The organism is Halocynthiibacter sp., assembly GCF_049608145.1.
In the GTDB taxonomy this organism is placed as follows: Bacteria; Pseudomonadota; Alphaproteobacteria; order Rhodobacterales; family Rhodobacteraceae; genus Halocynthiibacter.
The window spans coordinates 1-23,356 of sequence record NZ_JBMYXF010000038.1 but is presented as its reverse complement, the minus strand read 5'-3'; the positions used below and the strand labels follow the sequence as shown (position 1 = coordinate 23,356).

Sequence of the window (23,356 nt, the reverse complement as noted above, 5' to 3'; positions counted from 1 at the left end):
AGTTTCATAACAGATCGTCTGAAGACGGCTATATTTGACCCCACCGGAGGCACACCATGGCAGCGCGCTTGATAAAGTTCATCTTATTCCTTGTTATTATTGGTCTTATTGGTCTTCTGGGCTTTGCTTACCTTGGCGATCTACGCCCCGAGCAATCAGATGTTCAGGAAACTGTGATACTGGAAGCCAATTGAAATGAAGAATCCTCGCCAGGCAGCCCCTGATGAAAATCACAGGACTCTGAAGAAATTGCTGCATCTGGTTGTCTGTTCACTGGGAACTGCCTGTGCGGCAACGGCAGGTTTTGGCCAGGCGACCACACAGCAGGATGCACCAATTTCAGCGATCGACTGGCTATCGGAAACTTTGGCGGATCCACAGGAATTCACTCTGGATGAGCCCAGAACATCCACAGGTGCTGCCGTTGAAAGTATTTCAGTTCAAAGCCTTGATGCCCCCAATCCCGACGCCGCGGGTTTGCTGCCCGCCTCTGTCACTGGATTTCCAGCGGCACTTTGGGGCCGGGCCGCAAGTGCGGATGTTATTCAACAGATTTATGAAAGCCCCAGAACGACAATCCCCGCCCTCGCGTCCCTGCGCCGGGAAATTCTATTGGCCGAAACGCGTCCCCCAGAAAATGGGGATGGCGCACTTCTTTTGGCACGTATCGATAAATTGCTGGATTTGGGTTTACTCGAAGATGCCCATGAATTGATGGAAGCAATGGATGTCACCAGTTCTGAAATCTTCCGGCGTAAATTTGATGTTGCTTTGCTTCTTGGTCATGAAACCGATGCCTGCAACGATATCCGGTCTTCCGGCGGGATTGCGTTAACTTACCAAGTGCGTGTGTTCTGTCTGGCCAGGAACGGCGACTGGAACGCGGCGGTTCTGACATTAAACAGTGCCGATGTGCTGGGTGAACTGGATCCGGGTGAATACGATCTTATTGCGCGTTTTCTGGATCCTGAAATGTTTGAAGGTGACCCGGATCTTCCTATTCCATCCCATCCTTCCCCCCTGGTTTTTCGCATGTTCGAAGCAATTGGTGAACCGATCCCCACACGTCTGTTGCCGCGTGCATTTTCCCATGCGGATCTGCGCGGCATCACGGGTTGGAAACCCCGTATCGAAGCGGCCGAACGGCTCGCACGTATTGGCGCGATTGCCGATAATCGCCTGCTCGGCATTTATACAGAACGTCAGGCCGCCGCATCGGGCGGGGTCTGGGATCGTGTGAAAATTGTGCAGGCCTTTCACGCGGCATTGCAAGCGTCCAATCAGGCCCACGTCGAAGAACAGTTGCCGCAACTTTGGACGATGATGCAGGAAACGGGCATGCAACGCCCGCTGTCTGCAATTTTTGCGCCTGCTCTTGCGGAAATGCTTCAGCCCACTGACGAAACCAGTGCATTGTCAGACAGGTCCCGTGATCTAATCTGGCGTATCAGCCTTCTGTCCGGTGGATACGAATCCCTTTTGCCGGACTACACCCCAACAGATCAATCCGGACTGTTCCTCAAATCCCTCACCCAAGGACTGCCTGAAAACGCAGATCCTGCAAATGCCCGCAGCCTTGCAATTCAGGATGGCTTTGATGGCAGTCCCCCGTCCCCGGCGGACCAGGCTTTCTTGGATCAGGGCCGGATTGGCGAATTGTTGTTGATCGCACTGGCCCGTTTTCAGGCAGGCACGGAAGGCGATTTATCCCAGATTACATCCGGTCTGCGCCTGTTGCGTAGCCTTGGTCGTGAAGACACGGCCCGCCAGGCGGCTTTGCAATTTTTACTAATGTCTCAGCCCGGAGCGGTTCGTTAATGCACCCCTGGATCAATGCATTTCTTGAAGCGCAGTCTGCAGAACTAAACGCAGCGCAAAACACGTTAGAAGCCTACAGTCGTGATCTGTCAGATTTCCTGACATGGATGGCAGATCAAAGCTGTGACATCGACAGCTGTGATCGGGATGACATCGAAAATTATCTGATCGATATCGATACTCGAGGCTTGTCCAAAGCCACCCGTGCCCGCCGATTATCGGCGATCAAACAACTCTACCGGTTTGCTTTTGAAGAGGGCCTGCGCGCGGACCATCCTGCCCTGAAGATCCGAGGACCCGGGCGCAGCAAACGCCTGCCCCATGTTATGACCGAAGAAGATGTCAGTCGGTTGATTGAAATATCTGAGGATTTCGGACGCAATCCAACCGAAAAACTGCGCAATGCCTGCCTGATTGAATTGCTCTACGCCACAGGCATGCGGGTTACCGAACTGGTTTCACTTCCTTTGACAGCGGCGCGCGGAAATCCCAAGATGTTACTGGTCACCGGTAAGGGCGACAAAGAACGCATGGTTCCGCTTTCGCCGCCTGCCCGGATAAAACTGGCCTCTTGGTTGACACATGCGGATACGCTGAACGACCTTGCCCGTAAGAACGGAAAGCCTCAGGCCAGATTTTTGTTTCCGTCACGCAACCGACAAAGCCACATTACCCGCCAAGCCTTTTTCATTCTGATCAAATCTATGGCGCGCAGTGCGGGGATCAACCCCAATGAAGTCACACCGCATAAACTGCGCCATGCCTTTGCGACGCATCTTTTGGCCAATGGCGCCGATCTTCGGGCCATTCAGGTTTTGCTCGGACATGCCAATCTGTCGACCACAGAAATATACACCCATGTTCTGGATGCACGGCTTCAGGAATTGGTTCTGCAACATCACCCACTGGAAAATGACGACTGAGCCGTTACATTAGCGGGACTCACCCACTTCCAATACGCACGACAACAGAGAGCACAATGGACAGCACCTTTACATTCGATCAGGCCTTCTGGTTCAGCTGCGCAGCCATTGCGCTGCTTTTGCTGTGTTCTGCATTCTTCTCAGGTTCGGAAACCGCACTGACGGCGGCATCACGTGGAAAGCTGCGCGCGCGCGCGGACCGGGGCGAACATGGCGCGGCCACAGCCCTGAAGGTAACCGAAGACACTGAACGTCTGATTGGTGCGGTTTTGCTGGGCAATAATCTTGTGAACATTCTGGCCGCGTCTCTTGCCACCGCATTGTTCACCCGTATGTTTGGAGAAAGCGGCATCGCATTGGCGACACTGGTGATGACATTGCTGGTCCTGGTCTTTGCTGAAGTTCTGCCCAAAACCTGGGCCATCACCCAACCCGAAGCAGCATCTGCACGTGTTTCACCGGTTATTTCGATAATTGTGCTGGTTCTGACCCCCTTCGTTATGATGGTGCGCCTGATTGTCCGTATGATTTTACGCCTGTTTGGTCATACAGATTCAGATGGGCAGATGCTTGCGGTGCGAGAAGAAATTGCCGGGGCGATCAGTCTTGGCCATTCGGAAGGAACCGTCGAAAAAGAAGATCGGGATCGCATCCTTGGCGCATTGGATCTGGGGGATCGTGCCGTGGAAGAAATCATGTTGCACAGGTCCAAAATTGAAATGATCGATGCAGATCAGGATCCTGGTGCCATTCTGACACAATGCCTTGAAAGCAATCATACCCGCCTGCCCGTCTTTCGGGGGGAACAAGAAAACATCGTTGGTGTCCTGCACGCCAAGAACCTTTTGCGTGCAATCAATAAACTGCGTGACGGCGATGCCCTGAAAGAAGGCGCAATGGCCGGGTTTAACCTGATGGATGTGGTCCAAGAACCTTATTTTGTGCCTGAAACCACCACACTCGACGATCAAATGCGCCAATTCCTGCGCCGCCACACGCATTTTGCCCTTGTGGTTGACGAATATGGTGCGTTGCAGGGGTTGATCACGCTGGAAGATATCCTTGAGGAAATCGTCGGAGAAATCACAGATGAATTCGATGAAGATGATGAACATATCGTACGCCGTGCCGAAAACGGTGACTATATTGTGGATGGATCCACAACGATCCGCGATCTCAACCGTGCAGCCGAATGGAACCTGCCGGACGAAGAAGCCAATACAATTGCTGGACTTGTTATTCACGAAGCACAAATGATCCCCGTAACTGGTCAGGTGTTTTCATTTCATGGTTTCCGTTTTGAGATCGCAGCACGTCAGGCAAATCGCATCACAGAATTAAAGATCCGTCGCCTCGCCTGATCCTGTTTCCCCGAAAACACTGCAGGTCAAAGTGATTTATTAACCATTCTTGGGTTCACTGTCAGGGTGCGCAAACTGATCTTAGATACCCTGCGGTTTTTACTGCCTGCATTGATCCCGTCCTGGCGTTTTTTCAAAACGGTGCAACCCTCGCCCCGGATTGAATGGCGGTGTCCGGATCACGATCTGACATGGCAGATATTTCGACCGCGGCCAGATAAGCTGACCGCGCGTTGTTACATGCAGCGGATATTCTGGAATCCGATCTGGAATGAAACACTATTCATGGTCAGTTGTGCCGAACGCCTGACAGCCAATTTACCCGATCGCAGTGAAGCCGAAATACTGGAACGCCTGCGTTTCGATCTACCAGCCCACCTTCGTCAACAGCCCCTTCAGTTTCGCCTAAGGTTTACATTTCGTCTCAAAGGAACGTTGGTCGATGAAATCACCTATACCTCTGCCAAATTCCCTGGCCAAAGCAACCAGGTGAACCATGGGATTTGAAACAGCCCTTCGCGCCAGTGAATTTCTGCTAGGCTGGGTCATTCTTCAAAGCAGCCTAGAACATGTGTCCCTACTTCAAAGACCGATTTTTTTATTTGTAATCCGCGCGCTATGTGCATGCATTTTGGTATCCGGTCACGCAACGGACTTCGCCTTGGTTGCGTTGTTTGTAACCTCTCTGATCATATTGCACCGCTTTCAGGGGCCATATAATGGAGGGGCGGACAAAATGGGTTTGTTGATCCTGACCTGTCTGACCCTTGCACAGATTTCGCCCCACCCGTTCTTCGCAGAACTGGCCCTTGCATATCTCGCAATACAACTGATTTTGTCCTATTTTGTGTCAGGTCAGATCAAGATCTTAAACCCAGACTGGCGGTCTGGTCAGGCGCTGGCGGATGTTTTTGCATTTTCAGCATACCCCGTCAGCGAAAATCTGCGCGCCCTTGCCAAACATCCAAAGGTAATGTTCGGCGCATCCTGGGCCGTTATGATATTTGAATTAATCTTCCCGCTTAGCTTTCTACACTCTGCTGCATTGACCCTGGCATTTTTCATTGCCGCGCTATTTCATCTGACAAATGCCTGTGTCTTTGGACTTAACCGTTTTTTCTGGACATGGCTTGCGGCTTATCCTTCGATCCTGTGGTTACAGCAGCGGTTGATTGGTATCTGATCGATATATCATACCTCACGGAAAACTGTTGCTTGCACCTGGTCTCATCGCCTGTCACAAATCGGAAAAAGACAAAGGATATTCCGATGGTTTCCCCCCTTAATCCCCGCATGGCTGCCACGTTTTTACCGCCGGTGATGGAAGCACGTCGTTGGTTGGAAGGTGTTGAATTTCCTGCAGACCGCCCCCTAATTAATGTCAGCCAAGCAGCACCGGTTGCGCCACCACCTTTGGCTTTGCGCCAGGCTATCGCGGATGCTGCCCTGAACATGGACGAAGCGCATCTATACGGCCCAGTTTTGGGCAATGATAACCTGCGCGACGAAATCGCCCTGCGCTGGTCACAATCGTACAAAACAACAATTAAGCGGGATCAGGTTGCCATCACATCCGGATGCAATCAGGCCTTTGCTGCAACACTGGCAACAATCGCCGGTGACGCAGATGAAGTTATCCTTCCAACCCCCTGGTATTTCAATCATAAAATGTGGTGTGATATGCAAGGCGTCCGCGCTGTACCACTTGCAACCGGTGATGATCTTCTGCCCGATCCAGCACGGGCTGAAGCCCTGATTACGGATCGCACCAAGGCAATTGCACTGGTTTCCCCCAACAATCCTGGTGGCGTTGAATATCCGGCTGAACTGCTTCAGGCGTTTTACGATTTATGTTCCAGAAAAGGCATCACTCTGATGCTGGACGAAACTTATCGCGATTTTGACAGTCGTTGTGATGGTGTGTCGTCCGCTGCACATTCCTTGTTTGACAATCCCGACTGGGATCAGACCCTTATACATCTGTATTCTTTTTCAAAGGCATTCCGCCTGACCGGTCATCGCGTGGGGGCGTTTATCGCATCTAAATCCCGCCTGACCGAGGCCGAGAAATTTCTTGATACAGTTGCGATCTGCCCCAATCAGCTTGGCCAAATCGCGGCCCTTTGGGGATTACAGAACCTGACAGATTGGGTGCTTGGTGAACGCCTTGAAATACTTGATCGTGCAAAAGCCATCCGCGAAGGTTTTCCAAAGTTGCCTGACTGGAAATTATTGGGATGTGGCGCCTATTTCGCTTGGGTTGAACATCCGTTTGATCTGCGATCGGATCAACTGGCACAGCAACTGGTCCGCGATGCAGGCCTGTTGATTCTGCCAGGTACGATGTTCACCCCCGAAGGTGACAACGCAGGTGCAAAACAACTGCGGATCGCCTTTGCAAATATCGACAGATCCGGCATATCGGACATGTTTGAACGGTTGAAAAACGTCTCTTAAGTCAGGCACAGGCAAGGGCATGCGCGCATGGGCTTGCCCCTTGCTTCGCAAGCGTCTAACAACGCAGCAACACATTCAGGGAGAGCCAGATGGCCAGCGCAAATTCAGGTCCGATTACAAAGTTCTTTGTCTGGGCGATTATCGCCATGCTTATCGTAGGTCTAGGCGGTTTCGGCCTGTCAAACTTTGGCGGATCATCCCAAGCAGTTGTAACGGCCGGTACACGCAGCGTGACCGTACAGGAATACTACAACGCCGTTCGTCAGGAACTGAATCAGTTTGCAGCTGCGACCCAACAACCTGCAACCCTGTCTTCTGCCAATGAAATCTTTCAGCAGGCTTATGGTCAGACATTGGATCAGCGCGTTCTGGAACGCCTTACACTTGAAGCAGCCCTAGACAACGAAGCCGCAAATATGGGCATTTCTGTTGGTGACATCCAAGTACGTGATCAGCTCATTGCAACCGCCGCATTCCAAGGGATCAGCGGATCTTTCGACGAAGATGCCTATAAAGAAACCCTGTCTCGCAACAACCTGAACACACGCGATTACGAAGCAAGCCTACGTGATCAGATCGCTCGCACTCTGGTTCAGGCTGCGATGGTATCTGGTATTTCAGTCAATGACACACAGGTAGATGCGATGCTTGGTTTTGCGGCCCAACGGCGTGACGTATCCTGGTTTCGCCTGAACGCAGATGATTTGCCAGCCCCCCTGCCGACACCGGATGAATCTGATCTGATTGCCTATCACGAAGCCAATGCCGAAGCTGATTTCACGACCCCACGCACCAAAAATATCACATTTATCCAGCTGACACCTGCCATGCTGCTGGACAGCGTAGAAGTTGATGAAGACACTTTACGTGCCCTATATGAAGAACGTTCATCTGAATTTGTTGTGCCAGAACGCCGGCTTGTTGAGCGTCTGACTTTTAGCAATGAAGAAGAAGCCCAGACTGCTTCAGAACGTGTGACATCTGGTGAAATCACCTTTGACGCATTGGTCGAAGAACGTGGCCTTGACTTGGCTGATCTTGATCTCGGTGATGTTGCAGAAACCGAATTGGAAACTGAAACGGCAGCTGCTGTGTTTGCCCTAGAAGGCCCGGCTGTCACCGGCGTACTGCCGGGGAAATTTGGCCCGGCGCTGTTTCGCATGAATGGTATCCTTCAGGGACGCGTCACAAGCTTTGAAGACGCCCGCGCATTGCTGCAACAGGACATCGTTGCTGACCGTGCGCGCCGTCGGATCGAAGACGAAGCAACGCATATTGATGACCTTCTTGCTGGTGGTGCCACACTAGAAGAAGTCGCCGCTGAAACCGATATGGAAGCCGGAACCATTTCCTGGGCCGATGGGAATGGCGACGGCATCGCTGCCTACGTGGGCTTTCGTGATGCAGCGCAGGCTGTAACGGAAGATGACTTTCCCGAAGTCGTAAATCTCGAAGACGGTGGCATTGTTGCCCTGCGCCTAGACGGATTCACCGATCCCTATGTTCTGCCACTTGAAGACGTACGCGAAAAAGTCATCAACGGTTGGCAAGCCCACGAAACCGATAACCAACTGGCAGAAGTGGCTAACACCCTGTCCGCACAACTGGCGCTTGGTGTCTCTCCCGAAGATCTTGGACTGGAACTGATGCGTGAAGAAAACCTGACACGGGGTGCATATCTTGACGGCACACCCGCAGACATGGTTGCCAGCGTATTTGAAATGGATGCTGGTTCGTTTGAAACGCTGACTGAATTTGGATCCACATTCCTTGTGCAACTGAATGAAATCAAGGACCCTGATTTGACAGATGCAAATACCATCGCGATGAAAGACGCTATCCGTACAGGTTTATCCCAAGGAATTTCACAGGATGCATATTCTGCATGGGCAATTGATCGTCTGAACGCTGCTGGCACAACCCGTGATCAAGCTGCAATCACTGGCCTTCTGACACAAATTCCTTAATAGAAAACGAACGACAGACAGTCCGGATCTGCCGGACTGTGCCCTCCTCAATAACAAGGACCTGAGAAATGCGCCTCACCCCTGATTTTGCCACCTTCGAAAAAGCCTGGAACGAGGGAAAAAATCAGGTGGTTTGGACACGCTTGGCGGCAGATCTTGACACCCCTGTCAGCGTGATGATCAAGCTTGCCGGGGCGCGTACTGACAGTTTTATGCTGGAAAGTGTCACCGGTGGTGAAGTGCGCGGACGATATTCTATCATCGGGATGAAACCAGATCTGATCTGGAAATCACATGGTAAAACAGCAAGTATCAATCGCCAGGCCCGATACGATGCGGATGGGTTTATCCAAGAACCGGCAGCCCCCCTTGACAGCCTAAGGGCGCTGATTGCCGAAAGCCGCATTGAAATGCCCGATAACCTGCCCGCCGCTGCGGCTGGCCTGTTTGGCTTTCTAGGCTACGATATGATCCGCCATGTCGAACATCTGCCCAACGTCAATCCGGATCCCCTTGGGCTGCCCGACGCCATGATGATGCGTCCATCCGTTGTCGCCGTTCTTGATGGTGTGAAGGGGGATGTCATTGTCGTATCGCCTGCATGGCATGCCTCTGGCATGTCCGCCAAGGCCGCTTATGCCCAGGCTGCGGAACGTGTAATGGATGCAGTCCGCGATCTGGAACGGCCTGCGTCTGGCGAAACCCGAGACCTTGATGGGTCTGCAAATCTTGGTCCATTAACATCCAATTTTACCCATGCAGGTTATCTACAGGCTGTCGAAAAAGCGAAAGACTACATAAAAGCAGGTGACATTTTTCAGGTCGTACCAGCACAACGCTGGACACAGGATTTCCCCCTGCCACCTTTTGCCCTTTATCGCAGCCTGCGTCGGACAAACCCATCCCCCTTTATGTTCTATTTCAATTTCGGCGGTTTCCAGGTGATCGGTGCTAGCCCCGAAATTCTAGTACGTGTCTTTGGTAATGAAATCACAATTCGTCCAATCGCGGGCACCCGTCCCCGCGGCGCGACCCCTGAAGAAGATCGCGCACTCGAAGCCGATTTGCTGGCCGACAAAAAAGAACTGGCAGAACATCTGATGCTGCTTGACCTGGGACGCAACGATGTTGGTCGCGTTGCAAAGGTTGGCACCGTCCGGCCAACAGAAGAATTCATCATCGAGCGCTATTCGCATGTGATGCATATCGTCTCCAATGTCGTTGGTGAATTACGCGAAGATCAAGATGCCCTCTCTGCCTTCTTTGCGGGAATGCCTGCTGGCACAGTTTCCGGCGCACCAAAGGTCCGCGCAATGGAAATCATCGATGAACTGGAACCCGAAAAACGTGGTGTCTATGGCGGTGGATGCGGATATTTTGCAGCAAATGGAGATATGGATATGTGTATTGCCCTGCGTACAGCTGTTGTAAAAGATGAAAAGCTATACATTCAGGCGGGCGGCGGCGTTGTTTATGACAGTGATCCCGAAGCCGAATACCAGGAAACAGTTAACAAATCAAAAGCCATTCGCATGGCCGCAGAGGAAGCAGGCCGTTTCACAGCCAACCGCAATTACTGAATGCGTCTTGGAGGCAAAGTTTCATGAAAATAGGGCTATAACAACAACCACGATGGTCGCCATTCACATCTATAGGCACCGCTCACCTTGGCTGAAAAGTCCTTTAATTTCAAAATCTTACAATCCATTCAGCTACACTATCTGTACCTGTATCCTCGATGTATTTATAATGCTCCTTCGTGATTTCCACACGTAGATGGATAGTTTTGCTCTCGGTTGTGATCTTGTGTTTGCGTGTTCTCACAACAGATATGCCGCTCTGACGCATCCCAGCCGATCTCTTTCAAATCGTCCGTCATTCGTGACCTGCCCCTCTCGGGACATTTCTTGCAGAAATACCCTGACGCGCAGTGCACAGCTGCCCTAGCTGAGCCGGGATTATTCCTTGATATGGGCTAGAACAACCAGTCCTTGCTTTGCCTCAGGCTGGCAGAGCGGCTACGGCACACCCGCAAGCCACGTGCGTCTAACACATTACACATGTGTTGCGTGCAAAAGGCATCACGGCGTTCTCTTTGCGGATCATGCAACGGCGATCCTCCTCTCGAGCGATGCGATGCCGGACGCCCCCATCACCCCTCGGCAGAATGCGTCGCATGCGCCTGTCGGTCGACGGCATTCAGCTCTTGTGAAAAAAATCAATTTCCACCCACTGGCTGGCAGGGATATTCACACCCCAAGAAGCGCCAACTGGCGGATCTTAGCGAAGCTCTTTGACTTCGCTGCCCTTGTTCTCGAACTTTTTGACCTTGCCCGAAATAATATTGGCCAAGCCTTCAATCACCTGCCGTTTCCATGTGCTCACTTGTGTTGGGTGAAGCTGCCCTTGGCTACGTCTCCTGCACCGGTTTGTCACCATGCAGCGCCTCAAGGGCTACAGTCGCTTTAAACTTTTCTGAAAAGTTCCGTCACTTCGTCATTCTCCCACCCATTCATTCGGCTTGGATAAACCTTAGCGCACGGTCCAAGTTTACAGGAGCACTTCAGTCCTTCTGGTCCGACCACTTTAGCCTATGGTTGCAGATTCCATCCTACTTAATTCAGGTGGTTTGGTTATATTTCTATGGCGTTTCCATCATCAGCCTACCGACTCCGCCCATCATCTCGTCCCTCCAGGGTATATGCACACGGCCAACAAGCACGCCAAGGTTGAATTCATTAACCCTTCACACATCTATTTAGTGATTTTGTATCAAATATGCTGCTATTGAAGGATATCACCCTGTATTCAATGCAGATCTCGTTGCATGCATGGGCCTTACAGTGCATTTTATTGCCTTAGGTCCGTCAGTACCAAGGTAGAGTAGCCATGAACAAAATTTTACAGATAGTCGCGATTTCAGCGTTGAGTGCAACGACAGCATTGGCAGGGAGCCCTGAAAATGTACGCGTTGATCCTGAAGTGTCCCGCTTTGATCCCGTCACACAGCTAGAGCCCAGCTGTGTAGCTTACATCCCAAACGTTGTTCTCTGGGATCACGGTACCAGCCGGTTCATTTCCGGTATCCAGCAACTTACAAACTTGGATCGCCGCACTGCGGGTTCCATCGCACGTCGCTATTGCCGTGCAGTACGTTTAAACCAACCTGATCCAATCAGTGATCTTCGCGAAGACATTCAGCAGTTCATGTGATTGAACCACTGTGAAACGTATTCTGAAATGCCGAAGCCCTGTGCTTCGGCATTTTTTTGTGTACAACTTTCAACTGGGCGTCAGACTTCTGCCCCATATAACCAGTCATATCTACGGTAAAGAATTTCTGGAAGGAAACGCCCGGCAAGTCCTGCTGCGGCAAAAGAGAAGCTTCTTTTCGCACCGGAAGGCGTGTGAAACAGCTGTAGATTTTGTGCGGAAACCTCTTGCACCTTTGTAGCCCGCTCAATTCGATCGTTGAAATAAGTGCTACATGCGGCAGCGACAGCATCCCCGGATGATCCGATATTGCGCAGGGCCCGTGTCAGAACCACCGCGTCTTCAAATGCGGCAACGGCACCCTGCGCCATTGAGGGCAGCATCGGATGCGCCGCATCCCCCAGCAAAACCACGCGCCCATCTGACCAGCGCGCCAACGGAGCACGCCCAAACAAAGGCCAGCGGAACATATCGCCGGCCTCGTTAATGATCCGAGAGATCACAGGAGACCAGTTGCCAAAATCCTGCAGAGCCTGGGCCTGAGTACCGGCTTGCCGCCAACCATCCTGTCCAGGTTGATCGTCATGCAAAGGGTTGGGCGTTTCCACAATCCCAACAAAATTAATAAGCTGACCTTTGCGCATACGGGTTGTGACAGCATGTTTGCCCTCGCCAGCCCAGATGCAGCCTGTTGGCGGCGGTATTAGATCCCCCAGTCGTTCTGCAGGAACAACCGCACGCCAGGCCGTGTTACCGGTGTAAACCGGGTTATCACCACCAAACATCTGACTTCTAATACGTGAACGTACGCCATCAGCACCGATCAGCAGATCCGCTTGCAGTTCAGTTCCATCGGACAAAATAACAGTTACCGCATGATCATTCTGGCGATAGGCCTGAACACGTGCACCCGTTGTCAACACACCAGGCGCAACAACCTCCAAGCGGGCACGCAAAGCCTCGATCAGGTCCGGCCGGAAAACCTGTAAATGGCGATCTCCCCACCGTTTTGTGGCAACATCCTTCATCGGAAGATAGAAAACCTGTCGACCGCTGTTCCCCATGCGCATCTCGATGGCATCCGGTTCAAACACCGCAGGTTCAAGACCAGACATCACGCCAAGATTTTGCAAGATCTTGGTGCCATTAGACGAAATCTGAACGCCTGCCCCGACCTCTCCTATCTCAGGTGCCTGTTCCAGAACCCGCACCTCATGCCCATCAAGCGACAGGGAAATCGCCGTACACAATCCGCCAATTCCGCCACCTGCAATGATAATTTTCATCCGCCTCACCCCTGTTGGTGTTTTGCCGTGCTTTGTTGCGCAAAGTGAGATTCCAACGTCATCGAACTGTAAATACGACGAAATGCAGCAGGCACCGGAAACCTTACCTGGCGATGATCAGTTCCGCCATCAATCCCCCAAAGTTCGGACTTTCCCCTAGGCGCAGGCTACCCCCATGCGTGCGCGCAATATCAAACGCAATTGCCAGCCCCAACCCTGTTCCGACGCTGTCCTTATTCTGATTGCGGGATTCTTCCAGACGCACGAAGGGTTTGACAGCATCAGCCCGTTTCTCGGGCGCAATCCCTGGCCCGTTGTCTTCGACACGGAATACGAAACTACGTTCCAGCATCAGAACCGACACCTGAACCTGCGTCCCATAACGCAACCCATTGGAAATTAAATTGTCCAACGCACGGATCATCGCCTGTTCCCGCATTTTCACCACGCCAGGAAGAGTGCGCTTTGGCATGTCTAGAAAATGCAGCGTCCCATCATGCCCCCGGACCTTTTCGACACAGGACCGGGCCAGCGCGACAGGATCGACGTTTGACAGGGTATCATCAGCATCCCCGCGGGCGAAATCAAGAAAGCTGTCAATCAGACGTTCCATATCCGTCACATCATCACGCATAGCCCGAGCTTCTTCGTCATCCTCAATCATGGACAAGGAAAGTTTCAACCGGGTCAAGGGCGTACGCAAATCATGGCTGACACCGGACAACATCATCGTACGCTGTTCAATCTGACGTTCAATACGCGATCGCATTGCCAAGAATGCACCCCCCGCAGCTCGAACCTCGGTTGCGCCTGAAGGCGAATAATCCGTCCACTGTCCCTTGCCGAAAGCTTCTGAAGCCGAGGCCAGTTTTTTGATCGGTCTCATCTGATTGCGCATAAAAATATAGGCAACACCTGTCATCAACAGGCTGGTCACAACCATCAACACCAATAACTGATGCGGATTGGGCGCCGAAACGCGTAAGCGAGAAAAGGACATGCGAACCGGACCATGACCTGACTGCACAAGGAATGTCACCTGATGTTTGTCCGTTTTCAGATCAATCAAAGAAATACCTTCAACATTGCTGCGCAACACTTCAATCACGACTTTCGCAGACAAATCGTAAAAGATGTATCCCTCCGTCACTCCCATTGTCCCTGCAGGGTTCTGCCCCCACGTGGCTTCAAACGCAAAGGGCACCTGATAACTGCTTAACAAACGTTCCGCCTGCGCCTGCGTTTCCGCAGCTTCGACACGTTCCATGACCCAGGTCAGTTCGCGCACAACATTGCCGGTCATCTGTCGCGTCACGTCATCATAGTGACGTTGTATAAAGACGATGGACACCACCAGCTGAATGGTCACAATTGGCACAACCAGGATCAGCGCCGCCCGGCCATACAGCGTACGAGGCATGAGGTTTTTAATCCGGGTTCTGAGACCGGGCAAAACCCGGGAAAACAAAGTAGAGATACGCATGACCACAGCTTAACCAACGGCGGGCATGGCGAAAAGACAAAAGCAAAGGCTGCGCATAATGACATTTCCCGATACGCCTGAAACCCATCCAGAAATCGGTGTCCTCACACAATATGAACCTGGGATCGCGATGATCCTGGCGCCAAATGCATCCCCCATGACCTGGTGGGGCACAAACACATGGCTGATCGGCACCGAACGGCTTGCCATTATCGATCCGGGGCCACAGGATACATCGCATTTGAAGGCAATCCTTGCTGGCATCGGTGGTCGCACAGTTGACTATATTCTTGTGACCCACGCCCATGTCGATCACTCGCCCCTTGCAAAGGCTCTCTCTCGTGAAACCGGCGCACCAATACTGGCCTTTGGGCCAGCAGGTGCAGGTCAAGAACCCCATATGAAAGCCCTGGCAGACACGGGACTTGCAGGCGGTGGTGAAGGCGTTGACATAGATTTCGCGCCGGATCGAACCCTGAAAGACGACGATTGCATTGATGTCAGCGGACGTCAACTGCAGGCAATCCATACCCCAGGGCATATGTCGAACCATCTGTGTTTCGCATGGGACACCCCGGGTAAGACCCCTGCCCTGTTTTCCGGCGATCATGTGATGGGATGGGCCAGCTCCCTGGTTTCGCCACCGGATGGGGATCTGACCGCATTCATGTCCTCCTGCCAAAAACTGGCGCGTCGAAAAGATCGCATCTATTATCCGGGGCACGGCGCCCCTATCGCAGATCCCGCTGCACGGCTGGCTTGGTTGATCAGCCACCGTCAGTCCCGCGAATCTCAGATCACTGAGTTGTTGCAAGAAGGTTCACAAAGCGCACATTCGCTTACCTCACGAATCTATACGGATGTGAATCCGGCTCTATTGCCCGCTGCAGAACGCAATGTACTGGCCCATCTCATCGATTTATCGCAACGCAATATCGCCGCCCCTTTAGGAAAGCTCTCTGCAGATGTAAGATTTGAACTATGTTAATACCAAATACGGTAGCAAAAAACCTAAGTTAAAAAAAAACTGCAAAAACTGCAAAAATCCACTGGACGCCATGATTCACCACCGCTATATCACCCACATATTCCGGCGTAGCTCAGCGGTAGAGCAGTTGACTGTTAATCAATTTGTCGTAGGTTCGATCCCTACCGCCGGAGCCAAACACCTCTTAAGTGCTTGATATAAAGCACAATTGCATAACAGGTTCGATGAGAATCAAACATGCAAGAGGATTTGGTTACACAAGAGGTCACACAAAGAGTGACACCGCACTTGTGATTTTATCCGCCTTAAAGTCAGCCCCCAAATTAAGGGGCAAACATGGCTCAGCACCTGTTTATCAAAAATGGCACGTATTATTTTCGGCGTCGGATCGCGGGTTATCCACATAAAACGCGCCCGCTGATGGTGTCTCTGAGTTGTAAAGACCAATCTCAAGCCCTTTTTCTGCTTCAACAAATCCAGGCGGAATATCAAAAAATGTTGAACAGTTTTATTTTCATACAGCCCCCCTTGCCCGAGAGATTGGTGCGTACATATTTGACCGCTGCCCTGCGCAGCCATGTTCACAATATGCAGCGCAATCTGCGTTCAGCGCGTATGACGGGTCGGATCGGAGAATCCGATCAGGTGCATGCAGACGTCTATCCCGTCGTTTTACAATCCATGCTGGAACACGGGGTGCAAAAGAGTTTCCCTCCGCAAGCTATTGACCCGGACTGGTCGCAAAAACACTTGGAATCCGCCCTGCATATTTATGATCGTGAGCGAAACGCAATTATGTCGTCCGAAGGTCGTGTATCGCTGGAAAAAGATTTCGCAACGGCGACGGGAACGGACGGCTCTGTTCTCAATAATCTCGAACATGAATGCCAGCTCCGCGAAGCGCATATCACTGCTAAGCTTGCTGCATTTGAAGCAGTCAGATCCCCACAAACAGACATGCTGGATGCTTGCCGTGATCAAGCAAAGGATTTGCTACAATGCCAACGGTCAGAAACAGCACAACCAAAACCAGTTTCAACTCTACAGCTCTCTTCCCCGGTCAACATTCCGGAAAAGCCGGGACCAAAATCGATCAAAGTTGTTTCTCCCCCTCCCCCTGCATCAATTGAAAATCTCACCACACAAATGCTGCGTGACATGCATGACGCGGCTCAGAATGCCGGGGCAACCAGTCGCGCCAACTATTCATCCGGTATTGCCGATGTGTATTGGCGCATGGCGAAGACAGACGAATTCAGTGAAGATGTCGCAAAACAGCGGGCGTCTGATTTACGCCTGTTTTCTCTTGTGACAGGCATCGTTGATGTCACGGAAATCAGGCAATTCCACCTGAGCCTGTATCGTGATGCCCTGGGAAAAGTCCCGAAGAATTTTCTGCGGTCAGCCAAGGATGCAGATCTTACGATTTCTGCTGTTATGGCACGGGCAAATCTCAACAGCCCTGCGGCCAATGGCTTGTCTGCGAGCACAATGTCTCGCCACTTCAAATCACTGGAACTGCTCTTGAAACGGGCAAAATCTGAAGGCCACTCCCTGGAGGCGGATCTTGATGTGTCGCTCCTGAAACCCAAGATCAAAGCAAATACACCTGCTCATAAACGGCGCCCGGTGTTCCGACCTGAAGAAGTGAAGCAAGTCTTCACCCATTCCGCCTGGCAAGGTTGCCAAAGCGAAGGCAGGCGCCATGCTCCCGGACAAACCGTGATCAGGGATGCCAAATTCTGGGTGCCTCTCATTCTAGCCTATACAGGGGCGCGTCGCGCGGAAATCGCCGGGCTTTTGGCAGAAGATGTGGCGACAGTTGACGGTATCCCCTGCTTCCACATTCGCGCCAACACATACCGCGGCATTAAGGGCGAAGGCGGAGAAATTGAAAAGAGCCGGATCATCCCTGTTCATCCCCACCTGATTGAACTTGGACTTATCGATCATGCATCATCTCACATCACCTCCCCAACTGGATTACTATGCCCGGACATTCTTCCGAAGAAACGCTTTCAGAATGGCAGACAGGGACAAGTCACCAAAATCGGAGAATCCCTCGATGATTTCTGGCGCAAGTCTTTGCACCTGTCGTTGAATGGAAATCCGCGCAAACTCTGTATGCACAGCCTGCGTCACTACGTGAACCACAGCTTCATCCATAACAGAGATATCCACGAAGTCACCCGCTTTGATATTTTGGGGCATGTCGAAAGCAGTGATGCCGCCCGATCGATCAACACCAGCACATATCGTGATGAAACGGATGTGAAGGAAAAATTCGCAGCCATCGCATCATTGCCGTGCGTCTTTTGATTAGATATTTACAGATCCCCCTTGGGCTGGAAACTTCAGGTTAAGATCTGCATCTGGCGGTAATCCCCTCGTTAAAAATGGGAGGATTACCCGGCGAACGGCAATCGGCGGAAACCGGACCTTTACTGCACCCGCGAAAGGGTAACCCAAGTTTGACAAAAGCGGCCATTCACAGACCGGAAGACCTTGGCATCTTTACCGGGCTCTGCAACAAGGTCAGCAAAGGGCAGTTAGTGACCTTTGCAAAGTCACCCATTCGGCACCTGCCCAGCGTTATCATTGCTTATTTTTACTGCATTGCAGCTTCACAGAAGCGGACATTGGTACATTGCCGCAGCGTTTTGAGGCGCTAAGCTTTGCTATGCGGACCAAGCACCCTTTCGCTGCAGCGGGTCGAGCGTCTGCTTTATTCGAAGATTAGATGGGTGCTTGAACTTCTTTTGGTGATCAACTGCACGGCTTTCCACTGTAGTCACGTAGTTTCCAAATCTGTTTGTCTTTAGATGTCCGGCTGGTAGTATGTCGAAAACACCGGAGGATATGGAAATTGAACGTGCTAGGTCGTATTGCAATATTTAGTCGCATTGCCGTTCTTCCAATCGCTTTGCTTGCGTTGATTGTAAGTGCTCAGATTTCGTCCGCACAACAATCTGAGTTCCTACTAGAGGGCGGGGGAGACTCAGGTGTCACTGATTATTCGCTCCTTATCGCCGTCTCAGGCAATTTGGCTAAAATCGCCGTCAAGGGAAGCGGCTGTCTCGGCGAAATGGACGCTTCTTTCTCGCGTATAGACCGCCTCACTTGGCTCCTTTCCTCAATTGGAGATGGCGATAATTGCGAAATCCTGCTCAAGGAAGATGGCTACGGTCTGATTGAAACAATTCAAGGGCCGGGCTGTTCATACTACCATGGAGCGGTCTGCGGGTTTTCAGGACGCTTCAAGGCACCAACGAGCAACGGGTTGGCACCAATTTTTGACTCTATGGGATGAAGCCTCTGTCAGTCTAAGATGCTGACTTTGAGACTGCGTCGAACACCGGACGTTCGTGTACACTGCAGCATTCGGTACTCTGGGCTGGGAGCCGTCATAGGCAGCTTTGGGCAGAAAGTGTACTTTGCAAAGTCACTTGAAGGTCCTGCTGAGTTGCCTCAACTAAGATGCATCTGTTGCGTTGCATTACGAGACAAAACGCCCAATAGTTCTTCTATTGTAAATTGATTAGCTTTTCCCGGTAACGACTGGCATCAGTTAGCCGCCTCATACGATTTAAGGAACTAAGCATTGATAGATTTTGGAACACCTTCTCAGATAGCATTGCGCCAAGACACTGAACAGTTACTGGAACAAGTGGACTATGAAATTAAAGAATTCAACAAACTTCGTCCATTAAGTAAAGACGTTAGAGATCGGCTTAAGATGGCTTTTTTACCTGATCGAGTTACTTCCAGTTTAAACATGGAAGGTATCGTAGCTACGCGCCGTCAAACGCTTGCTATCATGGATTCTATGACGATCGAAGATTCTTCGTCAAAATCTGAGCAAGAGGTCTTGAACGCATTAAGTGCTGATGAGTTGACCATTGATGCCGCTGAAGGGGGAGAAACGCTCAACGAAGCGTTTATCCGTCAAATTCATTCCAAAATAGAGTGTAATGTTGGAGAGACGCCTGGTCAATATCGGGTCCGAGATGTGAAGATTTCACAAGCGCTCTTCACCCCGCCTTTACATCATGATGTTCCAGTATTGATGCGGGATTTGGTTTCAAGATTTACAAACGATATTACCGCCCATCCAATAGTCAGATCGGCTTGGTTGCACAATCGTTTCACATATATTCACCCTTTTCTCGACGGAAATGGACGAACTGCGCGTTTATTACAAGATTTCACCCTGCTTGAGGGAAAGCTTTTCCCTACAGGTGTCCCATCTTCACTACGCGATGATTATTACGATGCTCTTGCTGAGGCTGATAATAATGACTGGGATAGCTTAGTTGCAATCATAGCCAATCGACAGTTGAGCATTATATCAAAAGCTAGCGGTATTGCGAATGAACGGCGCGAACGTTCTGAATGGATCGCAAAGCTTGCTAAAAAGGCTGATGATAAGAAGCATGGGGCTCAGCATAAACAATATTTGGTTTGGTCTCACAAAATGAACGAGATCCAGGCCGCATTTGAAACAACAGCTCAAGAGCTGAGTTCGGCTTCAGAGGTTCTCTCTGTTCAGCACAGAAATCTACCTGTCTTGGATTTCAAGGCCTGGAAGGCAATGTGTTCAGGTGAACAGATTCGGGAAAATTGGTTCTTCACTCAAATGCTTAGAGTGGATGGAGAGAAAGTATATAGTTTTGTGTTCTACTTTCGGAAACACATACATTTCCCAGCCGACACATTTGTTGAGGATGATCCCTTGATCGGGCTGCGATTTACGGGTGGTGCACCAGCTGAGAAATACGCTTTCAGTCTATTCCAAGACTCAGACATTCGCCTGCGAGAAATCTTGTTTCATGCCGAGGACCTGTATCACTACTATTCTAATGGTAAAAAGAGAATGGGCCGGGCAGAAGAAATTGAAGCATGGGAAGCCGAAAGCGATCTGTCAGTTAGTCAACTAATTGAGCACTTGTATGAAGACTTGTATGAAAATAAAATTGGCGTGTAGCTAGCGATCCCGAACTTCCGCTTCGGGCTGGGAGCGGTCCTTAGACGTAAATTTCACCAAGGTCAGTTTTGGGCCGCCCTTGTATGATTGTTCGAAGTTGTAAAATTTTAGTACTCTCAGAGATGACGAATGCACCCTCAAGATTAAACGCCAAATTGCTCGGGTTGGTTGTCCAACAGCTCACGCAACCTACCTATGGCAGCCTCGTAGCTGGCAAGGCCGACGCCTGCATTGATGGCAATTCGCACCGCGTGACGGGTAGTTGCATTGCGTTCGGCATAATCCTCAGCAGAGCGGATGCGTACGCCTTGAGCCTCTGCTGCCTGGCAAAATGCGCTGGCGCGCCAACCCTCTGGCAGAGTCAACCATAAGAACAGGACATCAGGCCGCCACGTTAGGTCATAGCCCCCCAAGATATTCACAGTTGCCTGGATATAGCGGTTGGTTTCCCCCATAATTTGTTGGGTAAACTCGGGCAACTGTGGATGTGGTAGAAGCTTCGTGAACAGATCGGTCAAAGGTGTCGCTAAGCCAAAGAATGAATACTCAGCTGACCTGCGCAGTTTTGCGGCCGACCCTTCGGGCGTCACCACATATCCCAGGCGCAAAGCTGGTGTAAGCATCTTTGAAATGGAACCGATATACCAGGCGCGTTCAGGCGCAAGCACCCGGTAGGAAACCGCCTGAGCTGTATTCATACGATAGCAGTCATCCTCCAGGATTTCCAAATCCAGACGCCTTGCAACATCAACGATATCGTGCCGACGCGCCTCTGGTGTGAACCGCAAAGTCGGGTTGTGAACCTCTGGCGAGGTACATAGAATTTGTGCTTCATGTTGACGCGCTGCACTTTCCAGGGCTTCGGGAATAATTCCGTCAGCATCCATGGCCACAGGCACGACATCAGCACGTAATAATTCCGCGGCGCGCCTAAACCCCGGATAAGCCAGTTCTTCCACCAGAATAGTGGGTTTGCGTCCCTTAAGAAGTGTTTGTAGCACAAGCAAAATCGCGTTCTGCCCGCCATTGGCCAAAATCACGTCATCTGCGGTAATTGACCCGATTGGCACATCCCTGAGCCAGTGTACCACCGCCTCTCTGGCCGTCAAAGAAGATGCCCGTGTCGGGTAGTGCATCATCCCGGACGCTGGGTTTTGCGCCACCTCTCCGAGTAACCTGCGGATCAAACGTGCCTGGCCAACGTTGGGAAGATGCGGGGAAACCATGTTAACAGCGTAACCGTCCCCAACTGCATTGTGCTCTTGTGAATCGACTTCGGCGGGTTGGTCAAAAAGTGCAGGTGTATCACCCTGGATAGTCGCAACGAATGTGCCCCGCCCAACCACCGCCTTCAGCACACCCGCATCGACAAGTTGGGAATATGCGCGCGCGATGGTGCCTGGAGTCACTCCCAGCTGGTATGCAAGCTCGCGCACTGGCGGCAACTTCTCGTCCACAGCCAACTGCCCTTCCCTTACGGCGCCGCGAAGAGCCTCCGTCAGGACCTTGTATTTCGGGCCGGCTGCTGCGCTTAGGTCGGGTAGCCATATTGTATTCATAACAATCTTTTCCTAGACAGGTACAAAATGGATTTGTATCAATTACCTATAGCGCAATCGCTAAATTGTATCAATACAAATTCGGAGGCCATTCCCATGGCGTTATCAACACACTCGTACAGTCACGACCTTTCTGCCCTATCTGCGCGCTCCACTCTTGCGCCCACGGTACGGTTAATTGTGAAATTCGCGTTTGTGGTCATGACCTGGGATGAAACCTACCGCACCCGACAAGCGCTAAAGCGCCTGACGCCGGATCAATTAGATGACATCGCATTAACCAAGACCCAAGCGACGCAAGAAGCAAAACGCCCCTTCTGGCAACGCTGACAGGTTCCCTGTTCTCTCTGGCCTGCACTCCTCTTCCTGCAGACCAGAGAGACCACCAACTGCCAGGCCTCAAGGCCTGGCCTTTTGGTTGGTACGGTGAACGAGTACTCCCCCTCCCAACGACAAATGGCCGCTTTAGCGAAGCAACAGTTCAATAAAGTAACATTGACCAATGTCGGCTGTGGGCCGATTTTCATCTTTCCCTACTTTCACCTTTCTTCCGCGCGTCAAACTTTTCCCAAACATGCATGCGGCCCTTTTGGCGTGCGTCAGCCAACCAAAGTTTCTTGCGGACGCCTGCGACCTCAAACTTACTGTACTTACCACCAGAGAACTTTGGCCAGTCGATAGCAAGCCCCTGCTTAACCAGCTCCTCAGAGAGATCACGACCATCGGGCAGAAAGCAAATTGCGACGGTACGGCCATATTCGTCTTCATCAGTGATCTCGGCACGTATCTTATGCCCTTTGCACAGACGCACCATGGCCCATTTAGCCTTCTGGCCATGGGGATGATGAAGCTCCGGCGCGTCTATCCCGTACAAGCGCACCTGGATCTTTTGGATCGTAATCGTATCGCCATCTGTAACGTAAGCTGGCCCTTCCAGCACGCGTGGAAGCGTGATGGAATGAGCGGTCGCGGCATCGAAGGCTTCGCCCTTTGGTGGTGCATCAGAAGGCGCCGTTTTGGGTTGCGCAGAAGAAGCCGTCATACTTCGCCCAGCCTTATAGGCTAGCGTTTCTCTAACCGGTTTCCTGTTTGGTCTGGCCTTAGGCCGGTAGGTCGGCTTAAACAGCGCTCTTAAAATAAATTTCAACATGGCCGAACAGTACGAGGCGGTGTCCTTCAGAGCAAACGAATTGAAAAGCACCAGGAGACATCATCACCGATCAGCCAAATATTGCATTTGTTTAAGTGTTTCAGGCTTGTCGCTGAGTTATTGTCAAATCTGGTGTTTGAGGATTGTGGGTCATGCGGCGATCTGGT

Annotated in this window: 19 protein-coding genes, 1 tRNA gene and 1 pseudogene; 16 read left to right on the top strand and 5 right to left on the bottom strand. The window is 51.4% G+C overall.

Translation table 11 applies throughout. The annotated features are described in order from the left end of the window. The first annotated feature begins 56 nt into the window (after positions 1–56). The 9 genes from ACPGUT_RS11560 (at position 57) to trpE (ending at position 10,106) form a co-directional block, all read left to right on the top strand. A complete protein-coding gene (locus ACPGUT_RS11560) occupies positions 57–194 on the top strand; it encodes a hypothetical protein (RefSeq protein ID WP_423991520.1) in 138 nt (45 codons plus the stop codon). 1 nt (position 195) lies between these two features. Then, positions 196–1,818 carry a hypothetical protein gene (locus ACPGUT_RS11555; protein ID WP_423991518.1) on the top strand — a complete coding sequence of 541 codons (1,623 nt, stop codon included), beginning with the start codon at positions 196–198 and terminating at the stop codon, positions 1,816–1,818. After that, positions 1,818–2,741 (top strand): site-specific tyrosine recombinase XerD, encoded by a 924-nt coding sequence (locus ACPGUT_RS11550; RefSeq protein ID WP_423991516.1) that lies wholly within the window; start codon positions 1,818–1,820, stop codon positions 2,739–2,741. The genes ACPGUT_RS11555 and ACPGUT_RS11550 overlap by 1 nt, the downstream gene beginning before the upstream one ends. 56 nt (positions 2,742–2,797) lie before the next feature. Continuing rightward, on the top strand, positions 2,798–4,102 hold the full coding sequence (locus tag ACPGUT_RS11545) for an HlyC/CorC family transporter (protein ID WP_423991514.1): 1,305 nt from the start codon (positions 2,798–2,800) through the stop codon (positions 4,100–4,102). 240 nt (positions 4,103–4,342) lie between these two features. After that, positions 4,343–4,609: a hypothetical protein gene (locus tag ACPGUT_RS11540; RefSeq protein ID WP_423991512.1), complete on the top strand. Its 267-nt coding sequence runs from the start codon at positions 4,343–4,345 to the stop codon at positions 4,607–4,609. A gap of 229 nt (positions 4,610–4,838) precedes the next feature. Continuing rightward, positions 4,839–5,285, top strand: a complete 447-nt coding sequence (locus ACPGUT_RS11535; protein ID WP_423991510.1) for an HTTM domain-containing protein — start codon at positions 4,839–4,841, stop codon at positions 5,283–5,285. 86 nt (positions 5,286–5,371) lie between these two features. Further along, complete coding sequence (locus ACPGUT_RS11530; RefSeq protein WP_423991508.1) at positions 5,372–6,559, top strand: aminotransferase; 1,188 nt, start codon at positions 5,372–5,374, stop codon at positions 6,557–6,559. A gap of 89 nt (positions 6,560–6,648) precedes the next feature. Then, positions 6,649–8,526 (top strand): SurA N-terminal domain-containing protein, encoded by a 1,878-nt coding sequence (locus ACPGUT_RS11525; protein WP_423991506.1) that lies wholly within the window; start codon positions 6,649–6,651, stop codon positions 8,524–8,526. A 68-nt stretch (positions 8,527–8,594) separates the two neighbouring features. Then, a complete protein-coding gene (gene trpE / locus ACPGUT_RS11520; protein WP_423991504.1) occupies positions 8,595–10,106 on the top strand; it encodes an anthranilate synthase component I in 1,512 nt (503 codons plus the stop codon). Between the two features lie 208 nt (positions 10,107–10,314). Here the strand turns inward: trpE and ACPGUT_RS11515 are convergent. After that, positions 10,315–10,618: pseudogene (locus ACPGUT_RS11515) on the bottom strand (hypothetical protein); the annotation flags it as partial. A 797-nt stretch (positions 10,619–11,415) separates the two neighbouring features. Here ACPGUT_RS11515 and ACPGUT_RS11510 point away from each other — a divergent pair. Continuing rightward, positions 11,416–11,739, top strand: a complete 324-nt coding sequence (locus ACPGUT_RS11510) for a hypothetical protein (RefSeq protein WP_423991502.1) — start codon at positions 11,416–11,418, stop codon at positions 11,737–11,739. An 80-nt stretch (positions 11,740–11,819) separates the two neighbouring features. On the opposite strand, the gene ACPGUT_RS11505 is transcribed toward ACPGUT_RS11510, so the two are convergent. Together ACPGUT_RS11505 and ACPGUT_RS11500 are read right to left on the bottom strand one after the other, a co-directional pair. Next, a complete protein-coding gene (locus ACPGUT_RS11505) occupies positions 11,820–13,025 on the bottom strand; it encodes an FAD-dependent monooxygenase (protein ID WP_423991500.1) in 1,206 nt (401 codons plus the stop codon). 103 nt (positions 13,026–13,128) lie between these two features. After that, the gene (locus ACPGUT_RS11500; RefSeq protein ID WP_423991498.1) at positions 13,129–14,445 is read right to left on the bottom strand and encodes an ATP-binding protein; all 1,317 of its coding nucleotides are present in this window, start codon (positions 14,443–14,445) and stop codon (positions 13,129–13,131) included. 121 nt (positions 14,446–14,566) lie between these two features. On the opposite strand from ACPGUT_RS11500, the gene ACPGUT_RS11495 reads away from it, so the two are divergent. From ACPGUT_RS11495 to ACPGUT_RS11475, 5 genes are all read left to right on the top strand, one after another. Next, positions 14,567–15,496 (top strand): MBL fold metallo-hydrolase, encoded by a 930-nt coding sequence (locus tag ACPGUT_RS11495; RefSeq protein ID WP_423991496.1) that lies wholly within the window; start codon positions 14,567–14,569, stop codon positions 15,494–15,496. Positions 15,497–15,597: 101 nt separating this feature from the next. Further along, positions 15,598–15,672, top strand: a tRNA-Asn gene (locus ACPGUT_RS11490). 367 nt (positions 15,673–16,039) lie between these two features. Further along, positions 16,040–17,815 (top strand): hypothetical protein, encoded by a 1,776-nt coding sequence (locus tag ACPGUT_RS11485; protein ID WP_423991494.1) that lies wholly within the window; start codon positions 16,040–16,042, stop codon positions 17,813–17,815. A gap of 553 nt (positions 17,816–18,368) precedes the next feature. Then, entirely contained in the window at positions 18,369–18,806 is a 438-nt protein-coding gene (locus tag ACPGUT_RS11480) for a hypothetical protein (RefSeq protein WP_423991492.1), read from the top strand. Between the two features lie 291 nt (positions 18,807–19,097). Continuing rightward, positions 19,098–20,480 carry a Fic family protein gene (locus ACPGUT_RS11475; protein ID WP_423991490.1) on the top strand — a complete coding sequence of 461 codons (1,383 nt, stop codon included), beginning with the start codon at positions 19,098–19,100 and terminating at the stop codon, positions 20,478–20,480. 143 nt (positions 20,481–20,623) lie between these two features. Here ACPGUT_RS11475 and ACPGUT_RS11470 read toward each other — a convergent pair whose 3' ends face one another. Continuing rightward, complete coding sequence (locus ACPGUT_RS11470) at positions 20,624–22,039, bottom strand: PLP-dependent aminotransferase family protein (protein WP_423991488.1); 1,416 nt, start codon at positions 22,037–22,039, stop codon at positions 20,624–20,626. Positions 22,040–22,135: 96 nt separating this feature from the next. Here ACPGUT_RS11470 and ACPGUT_RS11465 point away from each other — a divergent pair, with 96 nt between their 5' ends. After that, a complete protein-coding gene (locus ACPGUT_RS11465) occupies positions 22,136–22,369 on the top strand; it encodes a DUF1127 domain-containing protein (RefSeq protein WP_423991486.1) in 234 nt (77 codons plus the stop codon). 193 nt (positions 22,370–22,562) lie between these two features. Here the strand turns inward: ACPGUT_RS11465 and ACPGUT_RS11460 are convergent, their stop codons facing one another. After that, the gene (locus ACPGUT_RS11460) at positions 22,563–23,081 is read right to left on the bottom strand and encodes a thermonuclease family protein (protein WP_423991484.1); all 519 of its coding nucleotides are present in this window, start codon (positions 23,079–23,081) and stop codon (positions 22,563–22,565) included. Positions 23,082–23,356: the final 275 nt, after the last annotated feature.